A 15,971-nucleotide genomic window follows, 5' to 3' on the forward strand; every position below is an offset into this window, starting at 1 on the left:
CGCTTGTTTCTTCCTTAGTTTTTACTTAAGCAGACAATAGGCTTAACAAGTTAGTTGAGCAACTTGTTAAGCCCCTTGTTAAAGTTAGGCAAACTTTCGCTACAGTGTAATAGCTAGCTAAGTTAATAGCTAAATAAACCTGCCTCTACCTGTTTACCGTTAATTGATATTACCAGGTATGATCGCTTTATATTCTAGATCAAAAAGAATCCCTTCTTTGATATTTATCTTACACGAGATGACTTTTTCATCAAAATAAAAATCAGCAACGCGCTGCTGTTCGGCAATGATCGCAGGTGTAATTTTTCTCAATTTATAAGTACGACGGCTTGCCACCTTTTGTGCAACTGCTAGAGGTAATTTCTGTTCATCAGCTAAAATTTTGGCATAATCGCTTGGATCTTTTTCAGCCGCTTCTCCTACCTTCTGTGCTTCCTCTAAAAACACTCGCACCAATTGCGGATTTTGGGTGACAAATGCACGCCTGCCAATATAAAACCCGTTGAGAGTGTTAATTCCTTTTGCATTTCTCAGATTCCGAATCGGGGTAGTACTTTCCACAGCAGCTAAAAGGGGATCGCCACCCACCCAGGTGTCAGCCTTGTCTTGAAGAAAGGCGTTTCGGGCTTCAGGTGGAGTCAAAGCAACGATTTGAATATCGCTAATTTTTAACCCTACCTCTTTCAACGCTTTTGCTAGTAAATACTGTGCATTCGACCCTACCTGAAAAGTAATTTTCTTACCTTTAAGATCCGCTACTTTCTTAATGGGAGAATTAGCTTTCACCACAATACCTTGGTTTGTACCATCGGTGGGCGTGCGTCCAGTAAGATAGACAACATTAGGGATGAGGCCTGGGCGTGCGGCTTGGTCAAATATTGGAGGTGTCTCTCCGAGAGTACCGATATCCACTTTACCTTCATTCAGCGCTTTTATCAATTGCGGCCCTGCTGCAAATGGCCCAACCCAATTCACGGTTATACCCAATGCTTTGAAACGTGGCTCAACAGCTTTTTTGGACTTGACAATATCACCAGAAGCTTGATAAGCCAAGTTAATTACTTTGGCTGTCTGCGCTTGGGTACTTTGCACAAGGCTACCCACCAAGGAAGATGATAAAGTAAACAGTCCCAATGCAGAATATTGGACAATACGCTTTAAAACTGTACGGCGTTGTGGTTGAAATGACTTGTTCATCAGTTGTGATTTTCCTTGTAAGTTTTAGCTTTTAGTTGTCAGTCTTACTTTCTTTCAGCAAGTAAGATAATAGGAAGTTGCTATTTAAACCTCCTAAAACACCAATTCATGAGAAGAATTTGAGATTATGCTAATTTAACAAATCTCCTTTTTCATTTAGTAAATTTGTATTTGAGTTTGTTTAAAAAAAAACAAACTTCATATCTGATTATTCTCTAATTTTCACTTATCAGTGTTGGTGGAGTAATAGCTGCATATTCTTGAGGCGTGAGTAATGCTTCTTTAACATCAATTTTTTTGGGTAAGATTTTTTCGTTATAGAACAAATCAGCAACATTTTGTTGAGCTTGCATTAGTTCTGGAGTAATTCCTTTTAAGCGATAAGTAGCACGGCTAGAAATTACTTCCTGAATAGGTAAATCAATTTTGAGTACAGGTGCTATGAGTTTCGCTACTTCTTTACGATTCGCTTCTGCCCATTGACCATTTTTCTCAATTTCTTCTAAAATGATGCGAACTAATTCGGTATTTTCCTTAGCAAATTCTCGTGTTCCTACATAGTATCCGCCTGGAGTGCCAATATTGGTTGCATCTCTCAGCACACGCGCACCGTGGAGTTTTTCTACCAAAGCTAAATGAGGATCACCAGTTACCCAAACTGGAATAGTACCCTGAATAAATGCACCATGAGCTTCGACATTGGGCATACTCAAAACTTGAATATCACTATATTTTAAACCTACTTCTTTTAAGGCTTGGATGATAAAATAGTGAGAAGCAGAACCTTTTTGAAAGACTACTTTTTGACCTTTGATATCAGCTAAAGTTTTAATTGGAGAACTTTTAGGAACTGCGATCGCACTACCTTTACCTGAATTAGGACCAAGTCTTCTACCAGCCAAATAGATGATTTTTGCACCCGCAGCTTGGGCAAAGATCGGAGGCGTTTCTCCAACTGAGCCAATATCAATTTTGCCCACATTCATCGCTTCCATCAGCTGTGGCCCTTGAGCAAATTGTGACCACTCTACTTTCAAGCCCAAAGGCTCCAAACGTTTTTCCAAAACTCCTCTGACTCTAACTAAATCACCAGAGCTTTGATACCCTATTCGCAGTAACTTTGTTTTAAAAGTTATAGTTTTAGCCCCTGCTGGTTCTGCTTTTGGCTCAGTTCCTGTATTTGTGTTAGATACAGTTGACGTACAACTGATTAAAGTAGTAGATAAAGCTAGAAAACCAGGTATTACAAATAAGGCGAATTGACTGATTACTGTTGTCTTAGCTTTTCCGAAATTATTAAACATTTTTGCACCTCAATTTTTGATTAACTACTGATTGAAAACATTAATTATTAACGTAAGTTTTTCAATTTTTTAAGGTTGATTACAATTATTTACTTATTAGATTTAATTGAATCAGGTGTGAATGCTGCATATTCTTCTGGAGTAAGTACTCCATCTTTGACATTAACCTTTTTTGGTAAAAGTCCTTGTGCATACCACAAATCAGCTATTTGTTGTTGTTTTTTAATAACTTCATCGGTGATTGGTAGCAAACCATATGCTGCTTTACTATGAATTGTTTTGAGAGTAGGTACATCAATACCAACGTCACCAGTCTCAAGTTCTGCTAACTTATCAATATTTTTCTGCGACCAATCTTCAGCTTTGATAAACTCCTCTAGAAAAACTTTGAGAATCTCTGGATGCTCTTTGGCAAATTTATGTGAGGTAGTATAAAAGCCACCAAGATCCTGAAGCCCTTGTCCATCTATTAATACACGACCAAGATTTTTTTAGACATTTCTGGTAATGTAAGGTTCCCAAATTACCCAAACATCAATTCCTCCCTGACTAAAAGCCACATTTGCATCTGGAGGTGGGAGAAAAAGAGATTTTACATCACTTAACTTTAGTCCCTCTTTTTGCAACGCTTTTAGCAAAACATAGTGGGCAATAGAGGCTTTTTGAAAGGAAATTTTTTTGCCCTTAAAGTCAGCAACACTTTTAATCGGAGAGTTTTTTGGTACTAAAAAAGAAACTGCTCCACCATTAAATCGAGTCGTTGCAATATACACAAGAGGTGTACCTGCAGCTTGGGCAAATATTGGTAGTGACTCAGCTGTAGCTGCGATGTCAAGGGAACCAGCATTTAACGCTTCTAAAGCTTGTGGGCCAGCAGCAAACTCTAGCCACTTTACAGTAAAATTCTTTGCTGCCAAACTTTTTTCTAGAGTCCCTTGCTTTTTCATCACTGCAAGAGAACCAAGCTTAGAAGAAACAACTCGTAGCTCTTGTTTTTGGAGAGTATTAGAAACTGTTTTACTTTGAGATTGTGTACTAATTGGGGATAGTTCGTTTTGAGTCTTTTTAGTTTCTTGGCTACAACCAACTATAACCATTGGTATGGTGAGAGTGCAAGCAGCGATTAATAAAGATATATGTTTAGGCTCACTTTTATATTTGGTTTCTATAGGTTTAATGTTTAAGCGGTACTCACTTACCATCTTGGTATTTATAATTTTTGATTGTGGAGTTTTATTGCTAGACAATTTTAGCTTTTGCAAATATTTTAAAAGCCCCATAATATATATTTTCTGTAGTTAAATTTAATGATTTTTGTTGGAGCGTTTTAATAAGTGCTAACAACTATCAATTTCAGTTTAGAGTGTATCAAGTTTGGTCTGAGAATAAAGTATTCATTAACACTTGTTTTGAAACAAAAAATATTTTTTTACTATTTTTGATTTACAAGCATAAAGTACGATCTTCAGATAAGTTTTATTGGTCAATAGTCCAGAATAACTCTTGACTCTTGACCAATAAAATGTATATTTAAACGCCCATTAGCTTAATCTTCTGAGCTATATAATCCTAAAAGGGACGACTACCTGCAAGACTAACCCGCTTTAATACTCGTCGCTCATTCGGATTGAATGCTTGGCGGTAATGTAAGGTAGCTTGATTATCCCAGTAGACAATATCGCCTACAGACCATTTGTGTTGGTAGTAGAATTTGGGTTGATTTAGATGTTGCCTCAACTGTTCAATCAGTTTAGATCCTTCTTCTGGCTCTAACCCGACAATTTCCACTTCTGTAGCAACATCTAAGTAAAGATGCTTTTTACCACTCTCTGGATGTGTTCTAACTAAAGGATGGGGAAAAACAGGACTGATTAAAGGAATATTCTTATCCAAACGATATAAAGGGCGCGGTGCATTCCGGTCTTGTAAGAATGGGTTGTAGGTAATTAGCTGTAAATCTGCAATCCGTTCTTTGGTGGCTTCATCTAATGCTTGATATGCCAAATTGGTGTTTAACCAATAAGTATCTCCACCATGAGTTGGTATTTCTAAAGCATAAAGAAGCGAACCGCTAGATGGGGTAGGAGTCCATTTGTGGTCAGAATGGAAAGTCAGTTCTCCAGTACCGGTATAGCCGCCATCGACGTTGGAAATCGGAATTACCACTGGGGTTTTTCCCGGTTTAGAAGCTAAGACTGGAGTTTCATCAGATGGTACAAATAGTGCCCCAAAGTATAGAGCGAAGTTCAAAAGCTGTTGATCAGAGAGCTTTTGGTCTTTGAATATTAAGATGTGGCGATCGCGCAGAGCTTGCTTAAGTTGTAATATAACTTCAGGTGCGATCGCTTGACTGGCATCAAAATCGGTAACTATAGCCCCCAAAGGGGCATCAATAGGGTTAATTTTAACCTTTGTCAAAGTCGAGGTAGCCATAATACTCTCCTGTGCTTTAATTTTTTCTTCAGATAATTACTTATTCGCTAGAACGTCAGAGGGAGTGATTTTGCTGTACTCTTCAGGCGTTAAAAAGCCATCTCTAACATTTACCTTTTTGGGGATAAGTCCGAGGCTGTACCACTTATCTGCAACTTCCTGTTGCTTGATAATAGTTTTCTCGGTAATTGGTACTAGCCCATAATCATATTTCTTATGCATTATTTCTAAAGTCGGCGGATCTAGCTGAGTTACAGGAGCAAGCAGTTGTGCTACTTCTTTGGGATGATCCTTAGTCCAGATTTCTTTCTTTTCTAGCTCCTCTAAAAACACTTTGATTACATCAGGATGAGCCTGATAAAATCGGCGCGAGGTTGAGTAAAAGTTGCCCGTATCCCTCAACTTCCCGCCATCTGCTAAAACACGAGCGATTTTATTTTGTACATTTCTAGTAGCAAATGGCTCCCAAATATACCAAGCATCCACCTTATTTTGACTAAATGCGGCATTTGCGTCGGCTGGTGGTAAAAAAACTGATTGGACATCGCTCAGTTTCAGTCCGACATTTTCTAATGCTTTAACTAATAAGTAGTGGCCGATGGAGGCTTTCTGGAAAGCTACTTTTTTACCCTTCAAATCAGTAACACTTTTAACTGGAGAATTTACAGGAACTAAAAGTGAAATAGCTTTACCACTAGGACGCGTAGTAGCTAGATAAACAAGAGGCGCTCCTGCTGCTTGTGAAAATACAGGAGGCGATTCGGCTGTAGATGCGATATCCAGTCCATTTGCATTCACGGCTTCTAACTGTTGTGGACCAGCCGCAAACTCAGCCCACTGCACTTTAAAACCCAGAGGCTCTAATCGCTTTTCTAAGGAACCCTGTTTTTCTAAAACTGCTAAAGCGGTAAGTTGTTTTGAACGTACAATCCGCACTACTTGCTTCTGTGTTGACTTCTCTGTAGTGCTAGATGAAGCAGCCGATTCAGGCGAAGTTGCCGACTGTTGAGTGTTATTTTTGGCTTCACCACAACTCGATAAGACCGTCGATAGCATTAAGCAGTAGCCCAGAGCAAACAACAACGAACGGCGTGTTGCTCTCTGGTTTTTCCTGAATTCAAACTTTCCTTTTAACGCTGGCATGGGTTGTTTTATTTATTCCTCTATCGGTGGTTAAAACGATTATGATTAATTGCGAATTAAATAATCCCAAGAACTCTTCCTTTCCCCTAAGACCTCTCATAAGAAGACAGGGAAGCTTGGTTACTCCTGAATTCTGAATTCTCTTTTAATAAATCAACTTTTAGGTTTCCATACTGCATCTTTGATTTGAAAAGTTTTAGGAATCAGTTTTTGATTGTAGAAAAGTTCAACGACCTGCTGTTGTTCAGCGACAAATTCATCAGTTATATCAAACACCCCAAAGATAGGCCGTTTTTCTAAAGCCCATTTCCAAACTTCTGGTTCTTGTCTAGTTTGCGCTGCTAATAACCTAGCAACTTCATTGGGGTTAGCTTTAGCCCATTCTTCTACTTTCCTTTGTTCTTCCAAAATCACCTTCACTAAGTCGGGGTGATTTTCAGCAAAATTGCGTGTAGCGATATAGTAGGCTCTTTGGGGAGCGACATCAGAACCTTTGGCTAGAGCTCGTATTTCATTTGCTCGCTCTTTCCGAGCGTAAAACGGATCGCTAGTAGGTAAAACATCAACCCTGGCACTTTCAAAAGCAACCTGACTTTCTGGAATAGTCAGGTAAACAGGTTGAATATCATTGAGAGTTAATCCGGCACTTGCTATAGCTTTCAAAAGCAAATATTGCAGAGCAGTTCCTTTTTGGATAGCAACTTTCTTACCTTTGAGTTCAGCAAGAGTTTTGATTGGTGAATCCTTACGGACAATAACTGCTTGAGCGCCTGCGTTGGAGCCAGTTGCAGCAACATAAACAATCGGATTATCACCAGCTTGAGCAAAAATTGGTGGTAGATTCCCAACGTTGCCAATATCAACACTGTTTGCCGCCATTGCTTCCATCATTGGAGGACCGCCCCGAAATTCTATCCACTTGATAGCAATACCATCAGAAGCAAAGCGCTTTTCCAAATAGCCCTGAGCTTTGAGTAGATTCAAACCTGGTGTACCACTCTGATGACCAATGTTGATAACTTCTAGTTTTTTTGAGCTTGCAGTAGTTGGCTCAACTTGGGGAGTATTGCTTTGAGTGCTTGGAGAGCTACAGCCTGTAACTAACAGAAAAGTCGTAAACGCCAGCAAAAAATAACGACCTATATTCGCAGGCAACCATGACTTTCTGTAGCTTATGAACATGATTAAATCTAATTTCTTGAGGTAAGTGGATATTTTGAGTTTTTATTTTGTTAGACTGAATTTTGGAATGTCTAAAATAGAAAAGAGAGTGGGTATTACCCACCCTATAACGACTCGAGGAACTGAGAATTTAAGAGTTGAGAGGGAAAAATTTAGGAAGTGGAGTGAGAAAGGCCCACTCCAGGGTCGTGCTAGTGGAAGATTGAAATTTGTGGCGTCTTGATTCTGACCAAAGGCGGAGCGTCTCCGGTTCAGCTTCTGTTAGCGGTAGCGGGGCGTTTAGCCCATTCTGACTTCTAAATTCTTCAATCATGTTCAATTTTGCTAGTGCTTCCAAGCGACTAAAATTGTAGCTTTGAGTTCTTCTGTAAAGTGTCCAGACGGCTCAACTGCTAGTAGCGCTTCTCTGAGATCCTTTTCAAATGCTGGAGCGTTATCACCATAGAAAATTTTTAGAGAGAAGGCTGTAGTGTATAAGTAGCCAAGATAGCTATCGACAGTCCAAGATTTTTCAAATGGCACTTCATAGGTTTCTTGACGAACAAAAGCCAAATTGCCAATGACGACTTCATGGGGAGGATCGACTGGCTTACGAGTGCCTTGTCCTCGTTGTCCAGTTCGGCGTTCTTCACCTAACCATTTCTTTACTATTCCAACAGCAGCTTGTTTCCAAGGTAGATTGCTTTCCCAAGGGTTGTCATTAGTCTGAAGCAGTGCTAGTCCACCATCATCAGTTAGCAATTCGTAAAGGCGCTCAAGCACTAGTTCGCGTTCCATCCAGTGGAAGGCTCTACCAATAGTGGTTAACTTAAATTTCCCTAAACTAGAATCGATGAATTCGGCTCCTTGTTCTAACCAAGTAATATTATTTGCTCCGACTGCTGCTGCTTGCCGTTTGGCTTCTGCAATCATTTCTGGATCGGGATCGATCGCCACAACTTCCTCAAATCTAGTTCGTAGAGGAATTGAAATTAATCCTGGCCCAGTACCTAAATCAAGGAGTCGTCCTTGACCATTGAGATGAAATATTTCGGCTACTTTGTCGAATACAATCGGTGGGTATTTGGTTCTATATTGAGCGTAGCCCTCTGCGGCTCCCTCAAATAAACTGGGGTCGTAGGTAGGAAGTGTTTTTAGTTGAGTCATATCAATTTTGGATTTTAGATTTTAGATTGGTAAAAGGGAGTGAGGAGTGGGAGTAGGAGCAGAGGAGAATAACCAATGACAAATGACAAATGACAAATAACCAATGACAAATGACTAATGACAAATGCCCTAAGAATATTGCGTGATAACCGGTAGCTGCTCGTTAAGTACCCAATCGCCGATCGCTCGCAATTTGTAGTCCACAGGATCGTGGAGGGTAAAGGTTCGTAAATCCCGCCAGTAACGATCAAATCCATATTTAGTTGCTGTGGCGCGAGTTCCAGTAACTTCAAAGATGCGGTTAGTAATATCTATACCTACACGGCTAGCTAATGCCTTAGACGCAGAAACTGCGATCGCTACTTCTCCCCTCTCTTGATGAGTGAGGTCTACATCTTTTTCCCAGGCTGCTTGCACCTTCTCGGCTGCTCGGTCAGCTAGAGCGATCGCAGCTTGAATTTCCACCCAAAAGTCACCGTAATGATGCAGAATATATGGATCTTGAGTAGCACTATCTACCCCCGATGTAATCCACGGTTTAGTAGTAGTTTTAGTATATTCACGAGCGGCGGCGAAGGCTCCTTTGGTAATTCCCAGATAAACGTTGGTTTTTGTTAGCTGGGCAATAATGCCAAGAAAAGTTGAGAAGGCACTATCATGAGGATTTGGTGGCCCCAAAATCTCATCTTTTTCTACTAGGACATTATTAAATGTATAACTACTACTTTCAGTGCGACGTTGCCCAACATTGTCCCAATCTTGATTGGAAACTAACCCTTCCCTTTCTTTGGGAATTATGAATATGAAGGGCAATTCTACACCATCTTCCAAAGCTGAGAATACCCGATAATCTGCAACAGAAATACCTGTACCAAAGCTTTTAACACCATTAACCCGAAAGTTCTCACCTTCTGGATTAATTTTCAGCCTAGTGTCTTTTGTATTGATGGCGTTTGCCCAAAATAAGTTATTTTTAGCAGTTTCTCTATAATATTTTTCCTTTTGAGACGACGTGCCGGAAACATGACCTAAAGCTGTCAAATTGAGATGATTACCATATAATTGACCAATTGATCCATCTGCTTTTGATAGCTTTCTAACAATTTTCAAGGCATCAATCCAAGTTGCACCAATGCCACCATATTGCTTGGGTACAATCAGTGGTAGCAAGCCCGTCTTACGCAATCGATTAATTTCCTCTTCTGGAATTCCAGCTTTGGCATCCCGTTCAACTGCGGATTGAGCAAGTTCCTTGGATAAAGAAGCTGCTATGTCAATGTAGTCCTTTGTTTTTGTAATATCTAGCACCATAATCAAATCATCCTTATAATTCGTAATTAGGGCAAACACAGAAAAATGCTTATTAATAGAACTTAGGAATTTCCCAAAAATAAAAATAAACGAACCACACAGGCGCAGAGAATACAGAGATAATTTTTGCGTCAGTTTTGGAATATTTTTTAAGCTTTTATTTCTCTCTGTCTTCTGCGGTAGCCTGCGGTAAGTGTCTATAAGTCCTATTTGTGAAATTGGCATTAGATGCAGAATTTAGGAGAAATGCAGAGTGGGTAAGACCCCACCCTACAAGTGAACAGAGGAAATGGAACATGGAACGTTGTAAAAAATTGTCCTTTGTCATTAGTCATTTGTCCTTTGCAAATGACCAATGACTAATGACTAATGACTAATGACAGATATTCATCTGCGGCTTTCTCAACACCTGTACCTTTGAAGAAGTCTTGATTAAGACTGGTGTACAACTCTAAAGGATGGATTGAGAGGAAGTAACGGAGGTCTTCTTCGGTAATGATTTCGCGTTCTGCCATTGAGTAGGCGTTAGCAGTAACGGCGGTGATATCAGGCACATCCCAGTGACCAGAATCGGAACCTAAGAAGGCTTTAACTCTGTCTCCAAAGGGATTAGCGGCACGATTAAAAGCTTGGCTTACACGGGTATCATCTGATTCTGTACCGAAGTAGAAGTGATTCAAAAAGCGATCGCGCACATCTTCTGGCTGATCAATTCCCGCTAGTTCAAATTCGTCGAGTTCGCCTGGATTTTCTGGAGCCAATAGTTGATGGTGGAATCCTAAACCGTCACCAATTTTATCTAAGCGTCCATCTACTAGTTCGCCACCGTAGCGGGTGTACAACTCAACAAGTGCTTCCTTGTCGATAATAGCAGGATTGTTATTTGACAACAAATGTTGTTTGTTGCGGGTTTCCCAGTGCCAAATAATATCAGCGTATAGACTAGCACCCCAAGCTGAACCACCTTCTAAGAAGGCAAACTTTAATTGCGGGAAGCGGCGAGTAACTCCACCAAAGAACAGCGATTTGCATAATGCTTCCGCTGCAAAGGCAAAGTGATTTATGTGATTGTACTGGGCGTTGGTGACAGAACGCTGTGTTGTCCAACCTTGGCTAGAAGCGTGAGTTGTGGGTACAACTTTCAGTTCTACGCACTTAGCCCAGAATGGATCGTAATCATATTGGCTATCTAAGCCAAAGTTATCAATCCAAACCACTTCGTTAGCGACTTCTTTGCCATACTTCTCAAAGGCAGGAATTGGTCGACGAACGTAACCGGGGATTTGTATCGCTTTGAGTCCGAGAACATTCACCGCATATTCCAATTCTTCAATCCCTTCTTCGGGAGTGTGCAGGGGAATGGCGGCGATGGGTGTGAGGCGATCGCTATAAGGGCGGAAAATATCAGCATGGTAGTGGTTAACTGCCCGACAAACAGCCCGCCGCATTTCTTCGTTGCCGATATTTGGAGCCATTGTTGCCAAGTTGGGGTACACAACGGCAAAGTCTGTACCTGCTTCTTCCAAACGTTCATGCAGCAACTTGGGTAAGCTAATGGTAGCCAAATTCAAAGTATTTTTTGTGGGACGACCCCACCAGTTAGGGCGATTGCTGCGATAAGCAAAACGTTCTTCCCAACTTTGTTTGTACCACTTGAAGCGGGAAGCTCCTGGTAAATTCTCTTTGAAACGTTCGACAAGTGCAGTTCCACCAACTTGCTCTAAATAATCCAAGACTGCTGGTTCAAATTCCTGGGTATGTACATCGGTGTCAATTATCGGATAACCAAGTTTTTCCCGAATTTGAGCAGACCTGGTTTTTTGTGGGCGGTCTAGAGCGATCGTCATGATAGTGTCCTAATTTGAGTCATAAGTGGTGAGTAATGAGTAATAGTTTATGAATTACGCATTACTTGCTCGTGGAAAGTAGAAATCTGCTGCATAAAAAAGAGTGAGCCGAGAATACAGAAACTCGCACCAAGGATGATACTATTGACAGCACCGATGCGGCTTGCCAGTGCACCAGCTATCAAGTTGCCTATAGGTACTGCGCCTGTAGATGCCATAACGTAAAGACCCGTGATTTGCCCACGATTTTCATCGCTCACTAACAACTGAAGTAGAGTTCGTCCAGCAATTATCTGCAAAATAAAGCCGAAACCAGCCGCCAAAAGTGAGAGGAACGAAAGCCAGAACACACGGGATAGGGCAAAGACAATCAGGCTCACTCCCATAAAAGCTATGCCCAGTACCAAAACTTTACCTAATTCATTGACATTTCCTTGCCTAGTTAAATAGATACCACCAGCTAAGGTTCCTAAACTAGAAGCTGTCATCAAGAAACCAAAGGTGTTAGGCCCGCCTTGTAAAACCTCCTTGGCAAAAATCGGCCCCAAAGCTAAGTAAAATCCCCAGACGCAGCAGACTAAAGACGAACCAATCAAGATAGAACGAATTGGCAAAAACCCTATGGCGTAGTTAAAGCTAGTTCTCAATTCTTCTAGAGGTTTGCGTCTGGAAATGACAGCTTTTTTGGGATCAAGCTTTATTGCTAAAAGAGCAATAATTACAGCAATGTAACTGATACTATCGACAAGGAAACACAACCCTGATCCTATAGCCGCAATCAATAAACCTGCGATCGCTGGCCCCAGCATACTGGTGACACTCACCAGGGAAGAGTACAAGGCAAACGCATTACCGAGATTTTCCTTACTGACTGTTTCCGGTAAAAAGGCTTGTCGAGTTGGAATATCGAAGGCGTTGATTATCCCCTGCAACACACCAAGAAACGCAATGTACCAGATGTTAATCGTACCGCTTAGGGCTAGCCAGGTTAGAGCTAAAGCACCGCAGCATTCCCAAAATTTGGGCGACAAGGAGAATATGGTGACGCTTGGAGCGATCGGCGATGATTCCACCCAGAGGAATTAAAACCAATGTGGGAATTTGGCTGGCAAAACCCACTACACCCAATAACAAAGCCGAATCAGTAAGGCGATATACCAGCCAGCTAGTAGCTACCTGGGTCATTGACGTACCAATCAGAGAAATTGCTTGACCTGTGTAGAACAGGTTAAAATTTCTAGAATCAAAAGCACGGAGCATGACTTGTGATTTTTTGGTGTCTGTCGCCATACATCATCCCTTTGTTAGTCCTCAGTCTCTATTTCCTAGCCAATTTCTTCAACGCTGAAAAAATGAGCCAACCAAGAGTAATAAGTTATGAGTTTGCTTGATCTCCCCCTACTCCTTGCTTGCCAAAAATTCATCTGCGGCTTTCTCGACAGCCGTACCTTTGAAGAAGTCACGATTCAGGCTGGTGTATAACTCCAAGGGATGAATTGACAGGAAATATTGCAAATCTTCTTCGGTGATAATCTTGCGTTCTACCATTGAATAGGTATTGGCAGCGATCGCAGTAATATCAGGTACATCCCAGTGACCAGAATCAGAACCCAAGAATGCTTTAACACGATCCCCATAAGGATTAGCTTTACGGTTAAAAGCTTGAGCTACACGGGTATCATCTGATTCTGTACCAAAGTAGAAGTGATTCAAGAAGCGATCGCGAATATCCTCTGGCTTCGTTACTCCTGCAACAGCGAATTCATCCAAATCACCTGGCTCTAGGGGAGATACCAAGTCAGCGTGGAAACCTAAACCACTGCCTAATTGATCCAAACGACCATGTACTAGTTCACCACCATAGCGGGTGTAGAATTCTACCAGTTCTTCATAATTAACATTGGCGGGATTGTTATTTTCCACCAAATGGTCTTTATTGCGGGTATCCCAGTGCCAAATCAAATCGGTGTACAAACTAGCACCCCAAGCTGCACCTCCTTCTAAAAAGGCAAACTTGAGTGTGGGGAAGCGGTGAGTTACACCACCAAAGAAGAGAGATTTACATAGTGCTTCCGCAGCCGATGCAAAGTGACCAATATGGTTGTATTGGTAATTGCTAATCGAACGCCGATTTATCCAGCCCATACCGGAAGAGTGGGTGGTGGGTACAACTTTCAGTTCTACGCACTTCGCCCAGAAGGGATCGTAGTCATATTTGCTATCCAAGCCAAAGGTGTCAATCCAGATGGCTTCGTTGGCTACTTCTTCGCCATATTTCTCGAAGGCGGGAATCGGACGGCGGATATGTCCGGGGATTTGAATTGCTTTGAGTCCCAGCACTTTCACCGCATATTCCAACTCTTCAATCGCCTCTTCAGGCGTATTCATCGGGATAGAAGCAATGGGTGTTAAGCGATCGCTATAAGGGCGGAAAATATCAGCGTGGTAAGTATTAGCTGCCCGACAAACAGCCCGCCGCATCTCTTGATTGCCGATGTGGGGTGCCATCGTTGCCAAGTTGGGGTACACAACAGCAAAGTCTGTACCAGCTTCTTGCAAGCGTTCGTGCAACAACTTTGGCAAACTAACGGTAGCTAAATTTAGCGGATCGTTAGTGGGACGAGTCCAGAAGGGAGGGCGGGCGGTGCGGTTAGCGCGGCGTTCATCCCAAGATTGCTTAAACCATTTAGAGCGAGATGCACCGGGTAAATGTTCCTGAAAACGCTGTGCGATCGCAGTTCCAGCAACTTGCTCTAAATAGTCTAAGAATGCTGGGGGAAATTCTTGGGTATGCACATCAGTATCGATGATCGGATAACCCAGTTTTTCCCGAATTTGAGCAGACTTGGTTTTCTGTGGACGGTCTAGTGCAATAGTCATAGCATTTTACCTGAATTTTTAGATAAATTAGTCAAAAGGCATGAGCCAGGAGAAAAACAAAAAGCTTTTGAGCTTGGAAGTTGAGCCTCTGAACCTGGAAGTTGCACCTTTGAGCTTGGAAGTTGAGCCTTTGAGCCTGGGAGTTGCACCTTTGAGCCTAGGAGTTGCACCTTTGAGCTTGGAAGTTGAGCCTTTGAGCCTGGGAGTTGCACCTTTGAGCTTGAGAGTTGCACCTTTGAGCTTGGAAGTTGAGCCTTTCAGCCTGGAAGTTGCACTTTTGAGCTTGGAAGTTGAGCCTCTCAGCCTGGGAGTTGCACCTTTGAGCTTGGAAGTTGCACCTTTGAGCTTAGAAGTTGAACCTTTGAAAGACTTAATTACAGAAATTTGTTTTTCTTGCTGAAAAAAGTTACTGATTTCTGCCTCCTCATCTCCCTCATCTCCCTCATCTCCCTCATCTCCCCCACTCCCCATTTCCTATTTTTCTTCAGTAACCCAGTCTGTTAATTTAAAGTCCGACTTTGCTAAACCCTGCGAGACTAAAAATTTCTTTGTTCCCTCTAAAAGTTTCACTCCCTCAGCTGGTAATGGTTCTTCTGAGACCTGTTTGAGTGGGAACGATACTTTGATAATATCGATGGGATATTTAGTAGTTTGAGCATGGTACTGATAATATTCTTCAGAATTAGCTTTTAAATCCTTAGCTGCTTCTGTGAGAATTGCATTAAATTTTTGGGGAAAATCAGGCTGTTTAGCCAGAAAGCTTTCTGTTGCAACAACTAATGATGTCCCGGAAAGACCCTGATGATTTGCTGAAGAATCAATCACTGGAAACCCTTGCGATTTCAGAAAAGGCCCCAGATCACTTGAAGTTGCATAAGCTGCTATATCACCACGTTCTAAAGCAGCTTTTGCCTCAGTAGTCATCAAGTGAACAACTTTTACATCCTTGGCAATTTTAGCTTCAGCTAACAGACCCAGCAAGTATCGATGCATATAAGAGCCTTTTTGGGTAGCTATTTTTTGACCTTTAAGTTCAGCAAGCGATCGCGCCCCATTCTTTTTCGCTACTAACCAGGCCGTTGTATTAAATTGGCTAATTCGCAGCAGTCGGGTTTCCTGACCCCTAGCTTTCAAAACTATGGCTGGTGTATCTCCTAAAGAACCAACATCTAATTGTCCGGCGACAAGCGCCTCATTTAGATCCGGCCCGTTAGGAAATCTTGCAAAAGTAATGTCTTTAAACCCAGCTTTTTGCAGTTCGCGCTCTAATATTCCCTTTTTTTTTGCCCAACCAAGTGACCCTGTAGGTTCTGCACTACCTACATAACCTATTCGTAGGGTAGAAATGTTATTAGATGCAGCGACAGCATTGTTGACATTAACAGCCTCAATGGATTGAGCAGATTTAGTTTCGCCTTGGCTACATGCTGTAGTTAGTAGCAATAGAACACAAGCCACTGAGGTTGATAATCTGGAAGTAAGTTTATTTTTACTGATAGAACCTGTTCCTACTGGTAACAACAGCATA

The 15,971-nt window shown here is 41.6% G+C and carries 15 protein-coding genes; all 15 read right to left on the reverse strand.

Going from position 1 to position 15,971, the window contains the following annotated elements; translation table 11 throughout:
• Nucleotides 1–159 precede the first annotated feature (159 nt).
• Nucleotides 160–1,197, reverse strand: coding sequence for an aliphatic sulfonate ABC transporter substrate-binding protein (locus HWQ58_RS01085; protein ID WP_292856729.1), 1,038 nt, complete (start codon nt 1,195–1,197; stop codon nt 160–162).
• Between the two features lie 215 nt (nt 1,198–1,412).
• Nucleotides 1,413–2,501 carry a sulfonate ABC transporter substrate-binding protein gene (locus HWQ58_RS01090; RefSeq protein ID WP_292856731.1) on the reverse strand — a complete coding sequence of 363 codons (1,089 nt, stop codon included), beginning with the start codon at nt 2,499–2,501 and terminating at the stop codon, nt 1,413–1,415.
• A gap of 89 nt (nt 2,502–2,590) precedes the next feature.
• Complete coding sequence (locus HWQ58_RS01095) at nt 2,591–2,752, reverse strand: hypothetical protein (protein WP_292856733.1); 162 nt, start codon at nt 2,750–2,752, stop codon at nt 2,591–2,593.
• Between the two features lie 240 nt (nt 2,753–2,992).
• Entirely contained in the window at nt 2,993–3,703 is a 711-nt protein-coding gene (locus HWQ58_RS01100) for an ABC transporter substrate-binding protein (protein ID WP_292856735.1), read from the reverse strand.
• A 367-nt stretch (nt 3,704–4,070) separates the two neighbouring features.
• The gene (locus HWQ58_RS01105) at nt 4,071–4,934 is read right to left on the reverse strand and encodes a TauD/TfdA family dioxygenase (protein WP_292856737.1); all 864 of its coding nucleotides are present in this window, start codon (nt 4,932–4,934) and stop codon (nt 4,071–4,073) included.
• 36 nt (nt 4,935–4,970) lie between these two features.
• A complete protein-coding gene (locus HWQ58_RS01110; RefSeq protein ID WP_292856739.1) occupies nt 4,971–6,077 on the reverse strand; it encodes an aliphatic sulfonate ABC transporter substrate-binding protein in 1,107 nt (368 codons plus the stop codon).
• Nucleotides 6,078–6,230: 153 nt separating this feature from the next.
• On the reverse strand, nt 6,231–7,259 hold the full coding sequence (locus HWQ58_RS01115) for an aliphatic sulfonate ABC transporter substrate-binding protein (protein ID WP_292856741.1): 1,029 nt from the start codon (nt 7,257–7,259) through the stop codon (nt 6,231–6,233).
• A 324-nt stretch (nt 7,260–7,583) separates the two neighbouring features.
• Entirely contained in the window at nt 7,584–8,405 is an 822-nt protein-coding gene (locus tag HWQ58_RS01120; protein WP_292856743.1) for a class I SAM-dependent methyltransferase, read from the reverse strand.
• 129 nt (nt 8,406–8,534) lie between these two features.
• Complete coding sequence (locus tag HWQ58_RS01125; protein ID WP_292856745.1) at nt 8,535–9,716, reverse strand: acyl-CoA dehydrogenase family protein; 1,182 nt, start codon at nt 9,714–9,716, stop codon at nt 8,535–8,537.
• 359 nt (nt 9,717–10,075) lie between these two features.
• Nucleotides 10,076–11,563: an amidohydrolase family protein gene (locus HWQ58_RS01130; protein ID WP_292856746.1), complete on the reverse strand. Its 1,488-nt coding sequence runs from the start codon at nt 11,561–11,563 to the stop codon at nt 10,076–10,078.
• Between the two features lie 47 nt (nt 11,564–11,610).
• The gene (locus HWQ58_RS01135) at nt 11,611–12,594 is read right to left on the reverse strand and encodes an MFS transporter (protein ID WP_292856748.1); all 984 of its coding nucleotides are present in this window, start codon (nt 12,592–12,594) and stop codon (nt 11,611–11,613) included.
• Nucleotides 12,524–12,853: an MFS transporter gene (locus HWQ58_RS01140; RefSeq protein ID WP_292856750.1), complete on the reverse strand. Its 330-nt coding sequence runs from the start codon at nt 12,851–12,853 to the stop codon at nt 12,524–12,526. The genes HWQ58_RS01135 and HWQ58_RS01140 overlap by 71 nt, the downstream gene beginning before the upstream one ends.
• A 108-nt stretch (nt 12,854–12,961) precedes the next feature.
• Nucleotides 12,962–14,443 (reverse strand): amidohydrolase family protein, encoded by a 1,482-nt coding sequence (locus tag HWQ58_RS01145; RefSeq protein WP_292856752.1) that lies wholly within the window; start codon nt 14,441–14,443, stop codon nt 12,962–12,964.
• Nucleotides 14,444–14,470: 27 nt separating this feature from the next.
• The gene (locus HWQ58_RS01150) at nt 14,471–14,914 is read right to left on the reverse strand and encodes a hypothetical protein (protein WP_292856754.1); all 444 of its coding nucleotides are present in this window, start codon (nt 14,912–14,914) and stop codon (nt 14,471–14,473) included.
• A 3-nt stretch (nt 14,915–14,917) separates the two neighbouring features.
• Entirely contained in the window at nt 14,918–15,970 is a 1,053-nt protein-coding gene (locus HWQ58_RS01155) for an ABC transporter substrate-binding protein (protein ID WP_292856756.1), read from the reverse strand.
• Nucleotide 15,971 lies beyond the last annotated feature (1 nt).

This window comes from Nostoc sp. LPT (genome assembly GCF_017115165.1).
Taxonomy (GTDB): domain Bacteria; phylum Cyanobacteriota; class Cyanobacteriia; order Cyanobacteriales; family Nostocaceae; genus Nostoc.